This window comes from Staphylococcus sp. SB1-57 (assembly GCF_017086425.1).
GTDB lineage: Bacteria > Bacillota > Bacilli > Staphylococcales > Staphylococcaceae > Staphylococcus > Staphylococcus warneri_A.
Map to the genome: position 1 here is coordinate 361011 of NZ_CP070964.1, position 18643 is coordinate 379653.

Below are 18643 nucleotides of genomic sequence, written 5' to 3' on the forward strand. Positions count from 1 at the left end.
AATGTATAATACAATTAATATATTTATATATTAATATGGATTATGGAGTAAAGTGAAAAATGAAAAAAATGATTATATTAGTATTAATGTCTATATCGTTAATACTAATACTGGTTGGTTGTAGTCAATCTAAACAACAAACTCAAAAGAAAGATTATAAACCCGAAGTGTTAAACGTAGAATTTGTTCCATCTCAACATAGCGAGACACTCAATGCAAAAGTGAAACCATTACAAAAATTACTCTCTAAAGAATTAGGCATTCCAGTAAAAGTACATATTTCAACGAACTACAATACCATGGTTGAAGCATTAAAATCGAAAAAAGTTGATGTCGCCTTTATATCACCCGTGTCATATACCATTGCACATGATCAAGGTGCTGCCGATGTACTTTTAAAATCTAAGGGCTATTTGGTAGACAAAAAAGGTAATAAAACGAATAAGCTTGTTGATTACTATCGCTCACAAATTGTAGTTAAGAAAGATAGTTATATGAAGGATTTAAAAGATTTAAAACATAAAAAGGTAGGTCTACAGGATGTTGAATCGACATCGGGCTATATTTACCCGTTGGCAAGCTTAAAAGATAAAGGCGTCTCGCTTAATGACATTCACACGAAACAAATCAAAGGTTACGATCAAGCTTTAATTGCGTTATTAAATAACGATGTGGATGCAGTTGCTACATATCAAGATGCACGTGCAGACTTGAAAAAAGATTATCCTCAAATATATCAAGATACTAAAGTCATTTACCATAGTGACAAGATTCCGAATGATACTATTTCAGCTAGAAGTGACATGAGCCCATCTTGGAAGGATAAAATAAGTAAAGCGTTTATGCATATTAGTGAAACGAATAAAGGTAAAAAAGTAATTAGTGAGATTTATGGACATGAAGGCTATGAAAAAGCACATGATAAAGACTTTGATAAAGTGAGAGAATATAGACAGAAAATAGAAAATAAATAAATTTGAACAAAAGGACATTACATGACCACTGAATTGATTAAACTGTAAGCGTATTAAACAAATGGAGGTCATGGATGATGAAAAAAGGATTAATTGCAACAACACTAGCAGGAACAGTTTTAGCGACAGGTGTGTTAACTGGACAAGCACATGCTGCAGAACAACTTAATGTCAATAATGCAAAGGATATCGCGAATAAAGCTACAATAAATGATCAAGCAAAAAAAGCTAGCTTTTCACCTGGATTATCAAGTGATTTAGGATATAACCAATCATATACAACTCAAAAAAAGGGGGATGATTATATCATTTCATCACCTGATGAGGGTGCTTATACTTATAGGTTAACTAGTGAAGGTAAATTATATTTCATGACTAAATATGATGGTAAAGAATACTTCATTTCACAAACTGATGTCGAAAATGGTTCACAACAATCTGACCAAAATAATACAAACATGAATCATCAGTCAACAACAACACAAACTGTTGCTAATGCTCATCAACAACAAGAGCAATCAAGCCAAGCAACTGCATTACCAGAAACTGGACAACAAACTTCAAATAGCGGTGTTATGTTAAGTAGTATTTTGGGCATCATCGGTAGTGCCGTGTTATTGATTAGCCGCAAATTTAAGCAACAAGCATAAGTATTATTACTTCAATCATTGAAATAAATGGAATGATATAGAGGAATGGTCGCCATACTTTGTTCTTAAAGAATCAAGTAGCACGACTTTCCTCTCATTTTTATATCATTTTTTAGAAAAATAGATTAAACAGACAATATATGTCCATAGCATTTCTTATAATTTTACTAGGAGTTGATTGTTTTGGATAAAGCGACCCGTGTACTCAATTTATTTACTCGATTAATAAATGAAAATGTTGTGCTTACGTCCGATTTAACAGACTTAACAGATGTGAGTTCAAAATCCATTCAAAGAGATATAAATACGATCAATTTATTTTTTTATGAAAGTGATTTTTGGAGATTTCAACAAACAAAAGTGATTTATAATCGACGTCTTAATGGATATCAGTTAATTAATGACGCATATAATCAAAAAAGCTTACGACTCATAAGTTTATTGATTAAGATTAAAAGTTTAACACCAACACTACACAAGGAAATTTTTAACTTATTCGAGAGGGAAATTAATAGCCAAAATGTAGAAAATCAGAAAGTGTTGAAGTCAGTGTTAAATCATTTTAATGTAAGAGAAGAATCATTGCCAGGATATCAATTAATGACTTTACAAAGGGCAATTACACAACAACGCAATGTTAGATTTCAAATCGAGGGTCAAAACGACAAAATTGTAATCAAACCATTATCTCTAATGTACATGCATTATGACTATTGGTTAACGTACGAATATAAAAAGGAAGTATCAACAATTTCTGTACGTTCGATAAGCGATATCAATGTATTAGAATCACATTTTAATCATGTTCATACGAAGACACCTATCACATTTGAAATTAATAAACAAATTTGGGAACAATTTAAGCAACAATTTTCAATTCAAAACATGATTGAAGAACGTGAAGATACGTTAATCGTAGAAGTGAATTGTACCGATTTAGATGCATTTTACATATCCTATCAATTAGCTCCCTTAGCAAGAATGTTAGGACCACAACAATTAATCGATCAATTTGTTAATCGTTTAGAAGTAATTAAAAGCAATATACTAATTAATGGGAGATTACATTTATGAATTTAGAAGAAAAGAATTATATCGAGAATCAAGTGACCAATCGGTCTAAGCAAACGAGTGTAGCGTATATTTTATGGTTTTTCTTAGGTGGATTAGGGGGACATCGTTTTTATCTAGGTAAGACCGGCTCAGCAGTAGGGTTATTAATTTTAACATTAGTGACAGCATGGTTTACATTCGGTATTCCAACCATTATCTGGCTCATTATCGATGCTTGTCTTATTCCGGGGATGATTGAGGAAAATAAGGAAAAGGTTAGACGCCATGCGACAGAAGAAGTATCAATGATGAATCACAATTCAAATCACAACTATAATCCATATCAAGACCAATATGCACAACAAGGTCAATATAATCAAGCTCAACAACAAAATGGACAACAACACTTTAATCAAGGGGTAAATGAAGAGGGAACTAATCAACAATTTAATCAAAATCAATAAAGCGTAACAAAAAAGGTAGGACATGTGTCCTACCTTTTTATTATGCTTGGGGTACTTTAGTTTGATCTGAGTGCAAGTGTACAGTTAATCCTTCAGGTGAAGTTAATGTCTCTTCACTATGATTTGGTTTATAAATATCAAAGCCAGTTAAGCCATAACTATTGTCATTATCTTCGCGTTTTTTACTTGATTGCCAAGTGTTAGTTGCTAAATGATGATGATATTGATTGGTAGACATAAATAAGGCTTGAGGTAATTTAGATATATGTTGGAACCCAATTTGGTTAATATAAAAATCTTTAGCTTCTTCAATATGATGTGTTTTTAAATGAAGATGTCCAATTTTAGCATTATCAGGCATGCCGTCCCAACCATCTTCGGTTCTTTCTAATAATAATTTAGGACCATCAACTTCTAATGTATCCATTTTGACGAAGCCATCATTCCAAGTCCAACCTTCACTTGGGCGGTCGCTATATACTTCAATACCATTACCTTCTGGGTCGTTGAAATAAAAGGCTTGGCTCACAAGGTGATCGCCTGCTCCGATACGCATTCCTTTATTTGCTACGAAGTATAGAAAGTTTGCTAAATCTGTATCTGTTGGTAATAGATAAGCAATATGGAATAAACCAGCTTCTGAAGCGGCAGGTTGTCTGCCATCTTTGAGCACATTCATCGTAAGTGTATGACCGCTGTTGCCAATACCTAGAACCGCTTTATCTTCTGTTTGAGATATAACTTTAAATCCAAGAATATTTGTATAATAAGTCATCATTGTATCTAAGTCTTTAACGTTTAAATTGATATTTGTGATTTGTGTTGCAGTAGTGTCATGAAATGCCATTTTTGAATCCCCGCTTTTCTTTTTAATATATTTATTATAACAAGTATAAAAAGTATATTCAAGTAAAACTTTCAAAAAAAGATGTGGGATAATGTAAATAGCGTCATTATCCCACATCTATTTGAGAATTCTTCAGTATTAGCCTAAATATACATCTTGTACTTGTTCATCTTTTTCAAGAACAGCTTTAGCAAATGGGCAAGATGCAATGATTTTTAAATTATTTTCACGTGCGTAATCTACAACTTTATATACTAATTTTTTACCTAAGCCTTGACCACCAAGTTCGTCGGCAACACCAGTATGATCAATATCAATTTCGTTATTATCTACAGATTTAAAGGTAATAACGGCCTGTGCATTATTTTCATCGTCACCTACATAAAATTTTTGATTGCCTTGTTTAATTTCTTCAGCCATGAAGCATCGCTCCTTTTTGAATATATAGTATATATTTATCACTAAATGGAAAGGATAAACATATTAACATACGTAATACAACATAAAGCACGATTATTGGTCGTTTACATCATTTAATAATATTGCTAATCTGAGTTTAATTAAAAGTCTAAGGTGGAGATGTTATGACACAGTTAAAATATATGCAAGTGGATGTTTTTGCGAATGATGATTATAAAGGGAACCCTGTAGCGGTTGTATTTGGAGCGGATTATTTAACGGATCGACAAATGCAAGATATTGCAAGATGGACGAATCTATCTGAAACGACATTTGTGTGCCAGCCAGACAATGAATTGGCAGATTATCGTTTACGTATTTTTACGCCTAATAATGAACTGCCGTTTGCAGGACATCCCACAGTAGGGGCATCGTTTGCGGTATTGCAAAATGGTATGCTCCCGAAACATGAGCATTATTTAATGCAAGAGAGTGGCGTTGGTTTAGTGAAAATAGATATAGATCAAGGTAAAACATTCTTTAGTCTTCCTGAACCAAAAGTTTCTCAAATAGATGTGGAACAATTAGACGGTATTGTTAAAAGTTTAGACATTACAAACCAAGACATCAAAAGAGCTGAAAAGGTGAATATAGGTGCTGAATGGTTAACATTACAATTGAAAGATGCACAAATTGTAAAGGATTTACAGCCTAAATTTGAATTAATGCGTCAGTTTATTTATCCAGGTACGACAGGTGTTACCGTATTTGGTTCGTATGACTCTGAAGACGACGCTCAATTTGAGGTTCGTTCTTTTGCGCCTAATGAAGGGGTGAATGAAGATCCAGTTTGTGGCAGTGGTAATGGTTGTGTCGCAGTGATGGTTGAACGATATGATTTAGTAAAAGATAATGAATATACCAATACTCAAGGTTGTTGTATCGGCAGAAATGGGAAAATTAATATAAAACAAGAGCAGCCTTTAAAAATCGGGGGACACTCGAATATAATCATAGAAGGTTATATTACTGTAAAAGAAAATAAATAATAAAAATGGTGAATTGAAACAGACATGAGGCAATTTGTTTTAATTCACCATTATTTTTATATTTTAAAGTAGCTTTCATGTTCGATTAAATAGTTTTCAATATATTTGAAAAAGGCTTCGTTTGCGGGATTGAGGGTCATATCCTTTAAAGTTGAAAGATAAATAGGTTGATTGAAAATAAACTCTTCATCTTCGATATAAGGTAAGTTGAGGTCTCTACATGATGAAATAGGAAGAAAGGAAAAGTTGTTTCGTTTTGATAATACTGAAGATATAAAGTGATCGTCTACATAGTTTTCATTATCGACGGATATATGTTTATAGGACAAGACTTCTTTAAACATACGATTAAATTCCGTATTTTGAGAAGAAAATAAAAATGATTTATACAAATCAGGATCACGTAAATCAATGTGTTGGCCATCTAAATATTTAGGATATGTAAGTACAATATCTTCAGTAATAATTTGTTTACAATGAATATGAGGATGAGTCAGCGCCATCGTATTTAATGTAAAGTGAATGTGTTGAAACAATAATTTCTGAATCATTTCACTGTTACTAATAATATCAATATTAAAGTTATTATCTGGATACTGATCAATAAATTGGTCAAATATTGTCATCATAAATCGACTACTAGATGTAGCAAAACGAACAGTATGTAGACGCATTGATTCATTTTCATGAATGATATCAGTGACTTGGCTTAATTCATTGAAAATAGTATGCGCAGACTCAAGTAGAAGTTGACCACTATCTGTTAATTGAATGCTACGTCCTTTTTTAATAAATAACTGTGTATTTAATTCATTTTCTAATTTTTTAATGGTCATACTAAGTGCAGGTTGGCTAATGTATAACTTTTGTGCTGCTACGGTATAGTTTAAATACTCGGCAACGTAAGTAAAATATTTTAAATGTAATAACTCCATGTAGGACCTCCTTTAAGATGAATTGAAAATGTTAAGATACGTTTTAAATAAGAGGTCGGGACAAAATCGTTTAGGATTTGAGCAGAACCGAACGATGATAAAGAACTACTTCCTTATTCATAGGTTAGTAGTTCTTACAAACTCAATAGTTGAGTTTTTTCATTTGAATTGTTTTCCAAATTTTGACGAATCATGAGTGTTTGCCCAACTTGCATTATTTGCAGAAATTGGAATGCCAATTTCTCTATGTTGGGTCCCTTCTGCCGATCATCCTGTTTTTGGGACGCCGTTAATCGGTTTCCCAAAGCACAAAAACTTTATGTCTCAACCTCAGTTATTTGATTCATAGATCATTTGTTTGATTTGTTTGTTGTGATAATTAATATAATTACATTATACCTTTATTAAAAATCTTATTACAGATATTAGAACTGTGCAAATTGCAAAGAATTAAGATATGTAATTGAATATGATGTTATATAAAAAGAGCACATATTGATGTGCTCATGAACTATTATTGATATCTAATATAAGACACTGTCGTGTTGTAATATTCCTCAAAACCATGAATACCATCGGCACCACCAAGACCAGATTCTCTCCAACCGGCATGATAGCCATTCACGACTTCTTCTGCTTCACAATTGGCATATACTTCACCAAATTTGAGTCGTTCCGTAGCTGTCATGACTTCTGATAAATCATTAGAAAAGATATATGAAGATAGTCCTGCATTAGTGTCATTAGCATCATCAATGACTTGCTCAAAGTTTTGATAAGTTGTGATAGCTAAAACAGGTCCGAATATTTCTTCTTTAAAGACAGCGTCTGTTTGTTTAACATGATCAAGTACTGTTGGTGCATAGAAGTAACCAGGACGATCTAGTTTATGACCACCTAATACAAGTTTAGCGCCATTTTGCACTGCTTCTTGTACTTTTTCATCAATACTGTTTAATTGGGTTTCATTGATGATCGCACCGAAGTCAGTTTTATCATCTAATGGATCGCCGACTGTAAGAGATTTCATTTTTTCTGTGACTTTATCTACAAATGTATCGTGGATATCTTCATGCACAAAAATTCGTTCAGGGCATGTACATACTTGTCCTGCATTTTTAATACGTGCAGTGACAATATATTCTACAGCTTTATCTATATTAGCATTTGGCGTAACAATCACTGGTGCATTGCCACCAAGCTCTAAATTGACTTTTTTAACTGTGCTTGCTGCATTTTCGAATACAGCTTTACCAGCACGCATACTACCAGTTAGTGAGATAAGTTGAATATCCTTATGTCGTGCTAATTGAGTCCCTACTGTCTCTCCTGTGCCTGGTACAATTTGAACTAGTCCTGCAGGAATGGTAGATGCCTTTAATAGTTGAGCTAAACGTAATGTGAGTAACGTTGTTTCTTCGCTTGGTTTAATGATAACAGAACAACCTGTTACGATAGCAGGTATGACTTTACGTAGTAATACTAAGATAGGTGCATTCCAAGGCACAATGCCAGCTGTGACACCAATAGGTTTTTTAGTGAGTTGGATTGTTTCGTTTTCTACACTATTTTGTAATACTTCGCCTTTATTACTCATACTTAAACTGGTCATATAATCAATAAATTGAATGGATTTATCGATTTCGCCTTGAGCTTCAGCTAATGTTTTACCCTGTTCTTTAACGTATAATTGAGCTAGCTCATCTTTATTTTGTTCAAATAGAGGAATAAGCAATTTAACATATTCGGCACGGGTAGGTTGTGGGATTTTTTCCCATTCTAATTGTGCTTGTTTCGATTTTTCGATAGCTTGATTGACTTCATCCTTTGTCGCGAATGTGATGGTATCTATCTTTTCTCCAGTAGCTGGATTAATCACATCCATCGTCTCATTCGAGTTACTTTCAATAAATTCGTTATTAATAAATAATTGATTCGTCATCTCAAACACCTCCACAACTTATATTCCCTAAACTATCGATGATTAAATATAAAAAAGGTCGGCACGGAAATATGCCAACCTGTCATTGCAATAATTAATGTTTTTTTAAGCCTTTATAAAATATAGGAATCAATAGAATAAAACCAAATAATCCCATGATAGGGAAGACTTTACCAATAAGTGAAATGAAACCGACAAAGGTACATATGAAAGTCACGATTGCCATCGAAATAATTAATATAAAGTATTTCTTTGTAAAAGGTGTACTAAATCGAGCAGCAAAAGCATACATAAGGCCAACAACGGTATTGTATATCACTAAAATCATGATGACTGACATGATAAGGCCAATCGAAGGTGAAATATTTTTAGCTAATAATAAAGAAGGGAGTGCGACATCCTTAATTTGGTCAAATTCTGTAACTAAACCTAAATTAATCATTAATAGTAAAAATGTAATGATTAAACCGCCTATTAAACCACCGTATGTTGCAGATTGACGATATTTTAATCTACCACCCATCACGGAGAAGAAACTAAATGCAGCAGCTATTTGTAAGCTAGCATAATTGATGCCATCAAACCACCAACCTGGTGTCATAGATGGATGATGATGTGCATAATGATTGGCTGCTTCAAAGTTAAGGTGTCCTGATGCAAAGTAATAAATTGCAATCATTGTTACGATCGCAACTAGAAATGGTGTGACACCACCTAAGACTGCAATAAGGCGATCAAATTTTAACAATAATGTTAATAGTATTAATATGACTAGTAGCAGTGAACTTAGCCAATAGGGTAGTCCAAAGCTTTCGTGTATTGTGGATGCACCACCTGCTGTCATAATGATCGCTAAAGAAAATAAAAAGACGGTTAATATTAAGTCAAATACTTTAGCAATTGTTGGATGTAGGTAGTAATGGACGGATTCAGAATGATTACCTGAATGTAATCGATAGCCTGTTTTTAAGACTAAAATACCGCCAACTGTGATAATAGCACCTGTGATAGCAATACCGCCGAGACTATATATGCCATGACTCGTAAAGAATTGAAAGATTTCTTGACCAGTCGCAAATCCTGCACCTACGACGACGCCTACAAATGCAAACGCCACGATGATGGATTCTTTAAAAATTTTCATTGTCGTTCTTATCCCTTCATGTCGAAATTGATTTTATAATAATTTTAAATTTTTTTATCATGAAAATGCGTATCTTTTTATTTTAGACGAATTAGCATAAAAAATAAACACCTCAGTACATCTTATATGGACGATTGTATGAACATGGTGTACTAATCATGTGACAAAGATAATAAAATAAAAGCGAAGCGGTAGCGAAGACAGATGAGAAACTATAGAATTTTAAGTAAGAGTAATGCATTCACATAAATACTTTGATAGTATTATCCAATATTGAATTTTTTAAGTGAAGTAAGCGTAATTATTGAAGAAGGTGTAGTTATGATATTTGATTTACCTTTAATGTTAATGATTGTTGTATTTTTAGCGTTAGGTATTTTTAGTCAATGGTTAGCAAATAAAATTAAGTGGCCATCGATTGTTGTGATGGCCATCGTAGGGTTATTAGTAGGTCCAGTGCTAGGCTTTGCAAATCCGAAAGAAGCAATGGGGGCAGATGTCTTTAGTCCTATCGTATCGCTCGCTGTAGCGATTATTTTATTTGAAGGAAGTAGTAACTTAGACTTTAGAGAACTTAGAGGTATTTCTAAAGCGGTTATTAGAATGATTACAGTAGGAGCAGCAATTGCATGGATTTTAGGTGCAGTGGCCTTACATTACATTTTAGACTTTCCATTATCAGTGTCACTAGTGATGGGTGGTTTGTTTTTAATTACAGGTCCAACTGTGATTCAACCACTATTAAAACAAGCTAAAGTGAAGAAAAATGTGGATTCGATACTACGTTGGGAAAGTATTATTTTAGATCCGATAGGGCCAATGTTAGCATTGACAGCCTTTTATGTGTTCCAAATTATCGATGATGGTATTAGCTTTTTAGTGATTGTGCAATTTTTCTTGAAAATCGTATGCGTTATTATTATTGGATTTGGCGCGTCTTTCCTATTCAATTGGCTAATAAAACACGATTTAATTCCACAAAGTTTAATGCCACCGATTCAACTCGTATTTATATTATTAATTTTTAGTATTTGTGATGAAATCTTAGCTGAATCTGGATTACTTTCTGTCACTATTTTTGGATTGATGATGGCACGTAATAAACGTCATGACTTAATGTTTAAAGAATCAGATCATTTCATTGAGAATGCATCATCTATACTTGTATCGACTGTATTTATATTAATCACATCATCATTAACGAAAGATGTTTTATTAAATGTACTTTCATGGCAACTCGTGGTGTTTAGTATTGTGATGATTTTACTTGTAAGACCGATATCCGTTATTGTCTCTACATTTAGAACTGAAATATCAAAATGGGAGCGAGCAAGTGTAGCCTTAATGGCACCAAGAGGGATTGTAGTATTAACAGTAGCGCAATTCTTCTCAAGTTTATTTATGGATGATGGCGTTAAAATGGCGCAATATATCACACCAGTAACATTTGGATTAGTATTTATTACCGTTGTGATTTATGGATTTAGCTTTACACCATTAAGTAAATTATTAGGTGTTGCTAGTAATGAACCACCTGGTGTGATTATTGTTGGTGAAAGTGAATTTTCATTCCACATAGGTAGCATGCTTAAAGAACACGGTATCCCAGTGATGATGTTTAACTTATTTGAGAATACGTCTGAAAAAGCACATCAAGAGGGATTTGAAGTCTTTAAAGGCAACTTATTATCCAGTAATGATCGAATATATTCAGATTTATTAAGATATAACAAATGTATCTTAATGACGAAGTCCTTTATTTTTAATAGTTTAGCATTTAATGAACTTGTACCAGAGTTTGGTTTGAATAACGTTGATATGATGCCAGTATCATTCAATGATGAACAAGCCCGCAATAATATGAATGGCCCAATTCGTAATCATATATTATTCGATGAGAACCATACACCAAGATGGTTTGACCAATATATAACACAACATAATATTATTGAAGTGCCAGCAGAAAGATACGATGACATTACTCATAAAGATATGTTAATTTATTATATTAGTGAAAGTAAAAAAGTGACATTTAAACGCAGTCAACGCACATTACCAAAAGAAGACCACGGAGTTTATGGTATTTTGAAAAATGTGTATAATGACTAAAAATGTATTTTATAAGTAATATGAAACAATGAGTTGAAACATTTTGTATCATGACAATAATCCCCTCACTAAAACGCGTAGTGAGGGGATTATTTATGTGTAGTCATTTATTGTTTATTTTAAATAACGGTCATGCATTAATATTTTGAGAATATCGATTTGTGATTGTAATTTTTGGCCAACATTCGTATCTTTGATCTTTTTACGTGTGAGTTCTTCATCTACAACACGTTTGACTGATAATTCATCAGTACCATCTGACAGTACTTTTTCTTTTGTATTGAATTCTTGGTGCGCTACCAATTGCATACCAAAGGAATTATATAATAATGTATAGCCTGCTATGCCAGTGGTTGATTGATATGCTTTTGAAAAACCACCGTCAATAACTAACATTTTACCATCCGCCTTGATTGGGTCTTCACCATCAATTTCTTTTACTGGCGTATGTCCATTAATGATACGACCTTCGTCTGGATTTAAGCCAAAGTCACTTAACATTTTACGAATCATATCTACATCTTCACGAAGGTAGTAGTAAGGATTTTTCACTTCTTTGTGAGATGCCTTATCTTCAATGAAGTAACGCTCAAATGTAGTCATAGCGCGTTTACCAAATAATGAAGAATATTTGCCCGTCCATAAATACCATACTAAATCCGTAGATAAATCATCAGTGACGTCTTTGTCATCGAAAGCTTTTCTTACATGATATTCAAAGACATCTAATAGCTCACGTCCACTATGCATTTCCCCGTCAATTTCAAATGATTCAATTTCACCATTTTCATCTACAGGGATACAACCATGTATAAGTAAATTGCCATTGTATGGTAAATATAATTTACCTTCTCGCATTAAGAATGACATGTGACGACGTAATTTCTCAGATTGTTGGAATGATAATAGTAATTTGTCGATGACTTCTTGTTCTTCTTCCAGTAAGACTTCAGGATGTTGGCGATCAATCGTTTGGAAACATGTATCTTTCAATGGATATGTCTTACCGTAAACAGTGATTTCATTGTTGTCGAAATCGATTTTTTCTAGCACTAAACGTTCTTCCATTTCAAATGATGGGCGACGCTTAATGATTGGCATTTCAAGTTTGAATTGAATCATCGCAATGGCTTGATGAATCTTAGTAATTTGATGTTCTTCTCGTTGTGTTAAACTTGCTTCTTTATCTGGACGCTTTTTAGGTTTGAAAGCAGGGTTATCACCACTGTAATATTTCTCAGCTAAAGTAAGTAACGGTCTTAAGTTGATACCATATGCATCTTCAATAATATCTAGATTGTCATAACGCGCACAGATTCTAAGTAAATTAGCAAGGCATACTTTAGAACCTGCATAGGCACCAATCCAAAGCACATCATGATTTCCCCATTGAATATCTACAGAATGGTAATTAATCAATGTATCCATGATTTTATCGGGTTTAGGACCACGATCATAAATATCACCAACAACATGTAAATGGTCCACAACGAGGCGTTGTACTGTGTAAGAGAGACCAATGATTAAATCATCTGATTGTTCTAACTCGATGACTTGATTGACTAATGTTTCATAATACGTCTTTTTATTTTGATATTCATTATTTTTATATAGTAGCTCCTCAATAATATAGACGAATTGTTCTGGTAAAGCTTTGCGAAGTTTAGAACGTGTATATTTTGAAGAACAATATTTGATTAACTCAATTAAACGTTCAATGGTCGTAATATACCAAACGTTAAGTTGCCCTTTGGCATTGAATTGATTTTTAACGAGTTTGAGTTTGTCTTCTGGATAATAGACAAGGGCGGCTAAATCATTAATTTCTTTTTCGCTTAGCGACTCGCCAAATATATCATTGATTTTAGCTCTTACATTACCAGAGCCATTTCTTAAAACATGTTGGAATGATTCATATTCACCGTGTAAATCACTTACAAAGTGTTCAGTACCTTTTGGAAGCTCTAGGATTGACTCTAAATTAATAATTTCAGTTGCTAACTTTTCAGCACTATCAAATCGTTGAGATAGTAAGTCTAAGTATTTCTTCTTAAGTTCATTTTCTGTAATATGTGTCATGTCTTGTCACTCCTATTTATAAATTCCGCTCAAAGCCAGTTATTACAATTATTAATGCGCTTACATTTGATTATCAATAAAAATATAACAATTTTCAATAGCAAAGCTTTAATTGAAAAGATATTTTTAAATTTAGAAATAACGTCATAATATCAAACATTAGAAATAGCAATAGTACCCATTTCTAAAAAATGTGATTAAAGCTATAAGGAATAAGCATTGTTCATTAAAAAGTCAGAAGAACACAAAAAAGCCAACATTGTGCGCGCACAATGTTGGCATGTGATATATTTAATTATTTTACGCGTTTACGTTTGACAAAGTATCTGATGACAAAGTAAATAACGGCGATGATGATAATGACATACATTATTCTAGAATACGTATGGATACCATTCATAAGGGCGCCAAAGCTATCACTTAATAGGCGACCTAGTAAAATTAATGCGAAGTTCCAAATCGTTGTACCAAGAAGTGAAAGTGATGTGAACTTCACAATATTCATACGGTTGATACCTGCAGGAATAGTAATTAATACACGTAATACTGGTATAAAGCGGCAAAGTAATACTGCCCAGGCACCGTATCGTTTAAACCAGTCATTCGCACGTTTTAAATCACTACTTTTTAATTTCATCCATTTACCATGACGATCGACAAAGTGATATAGCTTTTCTTTTGAAATAAGACGACAAATATAATATAGAATTAATAATCCGATAAATGACGCAATCGTCGCAATGATTAATAACGTCCAAATGGATAGATGAGATTGAACTGATAGTAAACCAGCAAAGGTTAAAATAATTTCCGAAGGGACTACAGGTAATACATTCTCTAACAAGATGAGAATAAAGATAGCTGTGTATCCCCACTGACTAATAAAATTCGTTATAATTTGTTCCATTTATGTGAATAGACTCCTTTATGCATTGAAGCATATGACTTAAGTAATATAGTTTGGTAAAACCATTATAATAAAAATAATACGTAAATGCTTGTAAAAGGGGAGTCAATTTGTCATTTTATTGATTTTAAAAGTTGATGATAAAGTTCATGAACATCTGTCTCTTCTGTAATACCATGTACATTCATACGGCCATCTTTGAATAGTGTGAATGCCAAATCCTTGTGTTGGATTAATTTAGCAAATGGTGTGGATTTAATCATATGTCCTGGGAAATCTGATGCATAATCGAAACTGTGGGCAGGCAATCTAAATCTGACTGCATCTCCACACAATGGTTCGATTGTATGATTCAGTTTATCATTTAATATGTCATATTTTTGAAAATGACATACTGGACATTGATCATCCTTTAATTGACGTATATTTAATGATTGATGTTGAATGTTAAATGCATCTAATGTGATTAATTGTTGGGAAAACCCATATCCACTAATATAACGTATAGCTTCAGCCACTTCGTAACTTGCTACAATCGAAACGATAGGTGGCAAGACGCCATTGATAGCACAACTTTCACCAGTTTGAGGTACTTGTTGTAATAAACATTTAAGGCAAGGACCAGTAAAATCAATGCCATAAACGGTGCCTTTGCTACCGACAGCTGCACCATAAATCCAAGGAATATTTAATTTATGGCACACTTCATTAATTAAATAACGTATTTTAAAATGATCCATACCATCTAAAATAATGTCTGGTTGAAAGTCTTTAATGATATCTTCGATATTTGTAGACAACAATTCTTGGTGATAAGCCTTTAATTGTACATGTTGATTAATGTTAAAGACTTTCTGTTTAAGTGCCTCAACTTTAGATGTCATATGTTGTGCATCTTGCTCATCATACAAAGTTTGGCGGTGTAAATTGGATAATTCCACAATATCCATATCAACGACTGCTAGTTGATGCGCGCCCATGCGTGCTAATTGGTCTACCATATGACTGCCTAATGCACCAGCACCAAGTATCATGATTTTGGTTTGCTCTAATTGAGCCTGTCCTGCTTCTCCAAAAGGTTGAAAGCGTGTTTGTCTTTCATAGCGTGACATTATAAGAAGCCTAAACCTTCTGTAGGACTTGATGCTTGTGCTGTATATTTAACAGGAATACGACCAGCTTCATATGACAGTCTACCTGCTTGAATTCCTAATTTCATAGCTTCGGCCATTTTAATAGGATCCTTAGCTGCAGATATAGCCGTATTTAATAGAATAGCATCTGCACCCAATTCCATCGCTTGACAGGCATCTTTGGGTGAACCAATACCGGCATCTACAATGACAGGGACGTTAGCATTTTGAATAATATAACTTAGATTAAGTGGATTATTGATCCCTCTACCTGTACCAATAGGTGACGCTAATGGCATTACCGCATGGACACCTAATGCTTCTAACTTTTTAGCTAACACAAGATCATTAGAGATATAAGGACAGACGATATACCCCTTATCTAATAGCACTTTACAAGCTTCATACGTTTCAAAGGGGTCAGGTAATAATGTTTCATCATCACCAATGACCTCGACTTTAATCATGTCGCATACACCAGCGTGGTTTGCAATTTCTGCAATACGAATGGCTTCTTCAGCGGTTTTGGCACCTGCAGTATTTGGAAATGTAATGAAATCTTTTAAGTTCACATTAGCTAGTGGATTTGGAAGGTTTTTATCGTATAAATTCATACGTCTAACTGCAAATGTTAATACGTTTGTTTCGGCTGCTTTAATTGCTTTGGATTGCGTTTCTTCATCCTCGAATTTGCCTGTACCTAATAATAATCGAGATTTTAATTCTAAATGACCTATTTTTAACATATTATCCGCCTCCTACAAATTCTAATAGTTCTAAACGATCATCTTCTCTGACCATTTGATTGTCAAAATCGTCTTGCTTAATTAAAGATTGATTATGTTCAACTACTACACGTTGAGGGTCTAATTCTAAGGATTCTAATATGCGTGTAATCGAATCTTCATGTTCAAAAGTAAATAAATCTCCGTTAATGATACACTTCATTTTGCTCACTCCTTGATAAACTAAATGCTGAATAGCCTGCTGGTTTAATTCCGGATAATAGCCAATTGGCAATATCTTGACCGATAATAGGGGATAACAGTATACCGTTTCGATAATGACCAGTGATGATAAATAAACCGTCATCAATTTGATCCATGATAGGTAATTCATGTTCTGTGTAAGGTCTTATGCCTGACCATTGTTTAAGAATATGACTATGCGATAGCTCAGGTATACGTTGTTGAGCATGTTTGAGTAGCCATGAAATACCAACCTCACTATTACCGACACTATAATTGTTGAATTCACTTGTCGCTCCAATTAAGTAGCGATGTTTTTCCTTTGGAACGATATAGCAGCCATTTGTCATGAACACAGTATGATTTAATTTAAGTGAGGGTTGTTCAACTAATAATACCTCACCTTTAACACCAATCACTTGTCTTGGTATAGCGTAATCTTTTAATAGCTGAGTAGACCAAGCACCACCTGCCACAATTACTTTTTTAGCATGAATATCGCTTTGATGAGTTGTAACTGTGTAATAACCATTATTGTGATGAATGTGTTGTACTTCTGTTTGATAATAGCGATGCACACCTCGTTGAATCACTGATTGTAATAAAGCTTTAGTATAGTGATTAGCGTTGATTTGGCCATCTTTTGGAATATATATAGCTAAGTCAGTTGGTTCAATATGACCATTTGAAAGGTTAAATAACGCATCATCTGAGAGTAGCTCAACGCTAGGATCTTTGGATCTAAGGAAGTCATATTGTTGAGTTAACCGTTCTACGTCTTTGGTTGAAGATGCCATTTTAATTAATCCAGATTGTTGAAATTCAATGTCGATGCCAGTTTCATGGTAGAGGGCATCACTTAATTCTGGGAATAAAGACCTAGAGGCTACTGCTAATTGAAATAATTCACTATCAGTTGTGAACTCATTTTGAGCGCCTAACATGCCACCAGCTTTATAAGAGGCATGCATACCGGGTATATCTCGGTCTACAATAGCAATATCTAAATGTGATTGGCTTAGTTGTCGAGCTATCGACATACCTATAACACCGGAACCAATAATAAGAACATCATGCATGAGAATGCCACTTCCTTTTTAAAGAGTTAATGTCACTAACAGTAGAGGTCATAAAAAATGAAATTGCACATAGACCATCAAATCCTGTAGGTAATTGTGAAATGGTGGACGGGGAAATTCCGCCTATAGCATAAATAGGCATATCAATCTTGAGTACGTCATGAATCTCTTGATTTGTTCGTGGTGGTTCACCTGGGTGCGACGATGTAGAGAATATATGACCGAAAAAGACATAATCTAATTGATGCGCATGACATTGCTTAACCATTTCAATATTATGCGTTGACATACCGACGATTAACTCAGGATATTGTTGTTTTAATAAAAATGCGCGTTTGTCATTTTCTTTAAAATGAATACACTGCAAATTTAAAGCTTTGAGTAAGTTAAGATTACTGTGAATCATTATTTTATCTTTGGGAAATCCTACTGCAATGAGTCGTGTAATAAATCGTTGTAACGCCAAAGTAGACATAGGCGTTCTAAAGAGTAAGCCATCAATGGCCGGCTCTATAGTCATAAAATGCTTTAAATCCTGTAATGACAGTTCTTTATAATAAGTTATCGCAATAAATATATACATCACCTCAACAAAAAAAACGCTATTTCCACATAGTAGGGAAATAGCGTTAAATTGCTAATGAGTACTTTAAATTCATAGCTATGCCACTTCCCTACGCCAGTACAAACTGGATCAGGTTCTAGGAATTATAAAGTCACATCTTTACTCTCAGCCTTAAACAAAGGCACTTCCAGTGGATTTATATTTAATTGTATGGATGGAATAGCGCTTTCAATTTACATACAGTTTACTATTTTTTAGTGTCGGTATCAAACATGGCAACCATCTATAATTAGCTTTTAATGAAAAATAAGTACATGTAAATAATCAATTTAGATGAAGATGTAAA

General features: G+C 33.6%; 18 protein-coding genes and 1 riboswitch. Of the genes, 6 read left to right on the forward strand and 12 right to left on the reverse strand.

From position 1 onward, the window contains the following. The first annotated feature begins 59 nt into the window (after positions 1–59). The 4 genes from JX000_RS01675 to JX000_RS01690 all read left to right on the forward strand — a co-directional run bounded on the left by JX000_RS01675 (position 60) and on the right by JX000_RS01690 (position 3141). Positions 60–974, forward strand: a complete 915-nt coding sequence (locus tag JX000_RS01675) for a phosphate/phosphite/phosphonate ABC transporter substrate-binding protein (RefSeq protein WP_206140803.1) — start codon at positions 60–62, stop codon at positions 972–974. A gap of 74 nt (positions 975–1048) precedes the next feature. Continuing rightward, positions 1049–1624: an LPXTG cell wall anchor domain-containing protein gene (locus tag JX000_RS01680; RefSeq protein ID WP_002450102.1), complete on the forward strand. Its 576-nt coding sequence runs from the start codon at positions 1049–1051 to the stop codon at positions 1622–1624. A 183-nt stretch (positions 1625–1807) separates the two neighbouring features. Beyond that, on the forward strand, positions 1808–2698 hold the full coding sequence (locus JX000_RS01685) for a helix-turn-helix transcriptional regulator (RefSeq protein WP_206140804.1): 891 nt from the start codon (positions 1808–1810) through the stop codon (positions 2696–2698). Then, complete coding sequence (locus tag JX000_RS01690) at positions 2695–3141, forward strand: TM2 domain-containing protein (RefSeq protein ID WP_002450100.1); 447 nt, start codon at positions 2695–2697, stop codon at positions 3139–3141. The genes JX000_RS01685 and JX000_RS01690 overlap by 4 nt, the downstream gene beginning before the upstream one ends. Before the next feature lie 40 nt (positions 3142–3181). Here JX000_RS01690 and JX000_RS01695 read toward each other — a convergent pair whose 3' ends face one another. Further along, a complete protein-coding gene (locus JX000_RS01695; protein WP_124228162.1) occupies positions 3182–3988 on the reverse strand; it encodes a VOC family protein in 807 nt (268 codons plus the stop codon). A 138-nt stretch (positions 3989–4126) separates the two neighbouring features. Continuing rightward, on the reverse strand, positions 4127–4432 hold the full coding sequence (locus JX000_RS01700) for a GNAT family N-acetyltransferase (RefSeq protein ID WP_259342328.1): 306 nt from the start codon (positions 4430–4432) through the stop codon (positions 4127–4129). Positions 4433–4572: 140 nt separating this feature from the next. Between JX000_RS01700 and JX000_RS01705 the strand changes: the two genes are divergently transcribed. Beyond that, a complete protein-coding gene (locus tag JX000_RS01705; RefSeq protein ID WP_145505648.1) occupies positions 4573–5436 on the forward strand; it encodes a PhzF family phenazine biosynthesis protein in 864 nt (287 codons plus the stop codon). A gap of 56 nt (positions 5437–5492) precedes the next feature. On the opposite strand, the gene JX000_RS01710 is transcribed toward JX000_RS01705, so the two are convergent. The 3 genes from JX000_RS01710 to JX000_RS01720 form a co-directional block, all read right to left on the reverse strand. After that, entirely contained in the window at positions 5493–6371 is an 879-nt protein-coding gene (locus JX000_RS01710; RefSeq protein WP_145505645.1) for a LysR family transcriptional regulator, read from the reverse strand. Between the two features lie 514 nt (positions 6372–6885). After that, positions 6886–8313, reverse strand: a complete 1428-nt coding sequence (gene aldA / locus JX000_RS01715; protein WP_206140805.1) for an aldehyde dehydrogenase — start codon at positions 8311–8313, stop codon at positions 6886–6888. A gap of 94 nt (positions 8314–8407) precedes the next feature. Next, positions 8408–9457, reverse strand: coding sequence for a YkvI family membrane protein (locus JX000_RS01720; protein WP_002450438.1), 1050 nt, complete (start codon positions 9455–9457; stop codon positions 8408–8410). Positions 9458–9778: 321 nt separating this feature from the next. On the opposite strand from JX000_RS01720, the gene JX000_RS01725 reads away from it, so the two are divergent. Then, on the forward strand, positions 9779–11566 hold the full coding sequence (locus JX000_RS01725) for a cation:proton antiporter (RefSeq protein WP_206140806.1): 1788 nt from the start codon (positions 9779–9781) through the stop codon (positions 11564–11566). Between the two features lie 114 nt (positions 11567–11680). On the opposite strand, the gene JX000_RS01730 is transcribed toward JX000_RS01725, so the two are convergent. From JX000_RS01730 to JX000_RS01760, 7 genes are all read right to left on the reverse strand, one after another. Further along, entirely contained in the window at positions 11681–13645 is a 1965-nt protein-coding gene (locus tag JX000_RS01730; RefSeq protein ID WP_206140807.1) for a fructose-1,6-bisphosphatase, read from the reverse strand. A 295-nt stretch (positions 13646–13940) separates the two neighbouring features. After that, entirely contained in the window at positions 13941–14552 is a 612-nt protein-coding gene (gene uptA / locus JX000_RS01735) for an undecaprenyl phosphate transporter UptA (protein WP_206140808.1), read from the reverse strand. Between the two features lie 113 nt (positions 14553–14665). Beyond that, on the reverse strand, positions 14666–15664 hold the full coding sequence (locus JX000_RS01740) for a HesA/MoeB/ThiF family protein (protein WP_124228166.1): 999 nt from the start codon (positions 15662–15664) through the stop codon (positions 14666–14668). Continuing rightward, positions 15664–16431, reverse strand: coding sequence for a thiazole synthase (locus JX000_RS01745; RefSeq protein ID WP_002450433.1), 768 nt, complete (start codon positions 16429–16431; stop codon positions 15664–15666). The genes JX000_RS01740 and JX000_RS01745 overlap by 1 nt, the downstream gene beginning before the upstream one ends. A gap of 1 nt (position 16432) precedes the next feature. Further along, positions 16433–16633: a sulfur carrier protein ThiS gene (gene thiS, locus JX000_RS01750; RefSeq protein ID WP_002450432.1), complete on the reverse strand. Its 201-nt coding sequence runs from the start codon at positions 16631–16633 to the stop codon at positions 16433–16435. Next, positions 16617–17732: a glycine oxidase ThiO gene (gene thiO, locus JX000_RS01755; protein ID WP_002450431.1), complete on the reverse strand. Its 1116-nt coding sequence runs from the start codon at positions 17730–17732 to the stop codon at positions 16617–16619. The genes thiS and thiO overlap by 17 nt, the downstream gene beginning before the upstream one ends. After that, on the reverse strand, positions 17725–18315 hold the full coding sequence (locus JX000_RS01760; RefSeq protein ID WP_002450430.1) for a thiamine phosphate synthase: 591 nt from the start codon (positions 18313–18315) through the stop codon (positions 17725–17727). The genes thiO and JX000_RS01760 overlap by 8 nt, the downstream gene beginning before the upstream one ends. A gap of 71 nt (positions 18316–18386) precedes the next feature. Next, positions 18387–18496: riboswitch (TPP riboswitch) on the reverse strand. Positions 18497–18643: the final 147 nt, after the last annotated feature.

Bases quoted from the DNA above. Each gene is read 5' to 3' on its own strand.
- JX000_RS01675 (WP_206140803.1), top strand. From the start codon at position 60: ATGAAAAAAATGATTATATTAGTATTAATGTCTATATCGTTAATACTA.
- JX000_RS01680 (WP_002450102.1), top strand. From the start codon at position 1,049: ATGATGAAAAAAGGATTAATTGCAACAACACTAGCAGGAACAGTTTTA.
- JX000_RS01690 (WP_002450100.1), top strand. From the start codon at position 2,695: ATGAATTTAGAAGAAAAGAATTATATCGAGAATCAAGTGACCAATCGG.
- JX000_RS01695 (WP_124228162.1), bottom strand. From the start codon at position 3,988: ATGGCATTTCATGACACTACTGCAACACAAATCACAAATATCAATTTA.
- JX000_RS01705 (WP_145505648.1), top strand. From the start codon at position 4,573: ATGACACAGTTAAAATATATGCAAGTGGATGTTTTTGCGAATGATGAT.
- JX000_RS01710 (WP_145505645.1), bottom strand. From the start codon at position 6,371: ATGGAGTTATTACATTTAAAATATTTTACTTACGTTGCCGAGTATTTA.
- aldA (WP_206140805.1), bottom strand. From the start codon at position 8,313: ATGACGAATCAATTATTTATTAATAACGAATTTATTGAAAGTAACTCG.
- JX000_RS01720 (WP_002450438.1), bottom strand. From the start codon at position 9,457: ATGAAAATTTTTAAAGAATCCATCATCGTGGCGTTTGCATTTGTAGGC.
- JX000_RS01725 (WP_206140806.1), top strand. From the start codon at position 9,779: ATGATATTTGATTTACCTTTAATGTTAATGATTGTTGTATTTTTAGCG.
- JX000_RS01730 (WP_206140807.1), bottom strand. From the start codon at position 13,645: ATGACACATATTACAGAAAATGAACTTAAGAAGAAATACTTAGACTTA.
- uptA (WP_206140808.1), bottom strand. From the start codon at position 14,552: ATGGAACAAATTATAACGAATTTTATTAGTCAGTGGGGATACACAGCT.
- JX000_RS01740 (WP_124228166.1), bottom strand. From the start codon at position 15,664: ATGTCACGCTATGAAAGACAAACACGCTTTCAACCTTTTGGAGAAGCA.
- JX000_RS01745 (WP_002450433.1), bottom strand. From the start codon at position 16,431: ATGTTAAAAATAGGTCATTTAGAATTAAAATCTCGATTATTATTAGGT.
- thiS (WP_002450432.1), bottom strand. From the start codon at position 16,633: ATGAAGTGTATCATTAACGGAGATTTATTTACTTTTGAACATGAAGAT.
- thiO (WP_002450431.1), bottom strand. From the start codon at position 17,732: ATGCATGATGTTCTTATTATTGGTTCCGGTGTTATAGGTATGTCGATA.
- JX000_RS01760 (WP_002450430.1), bottom strand. From the start codon at position 18,315: ATGTATATATTTATTGCGATAACTTATTATAAAGAACTGTCATTACAG.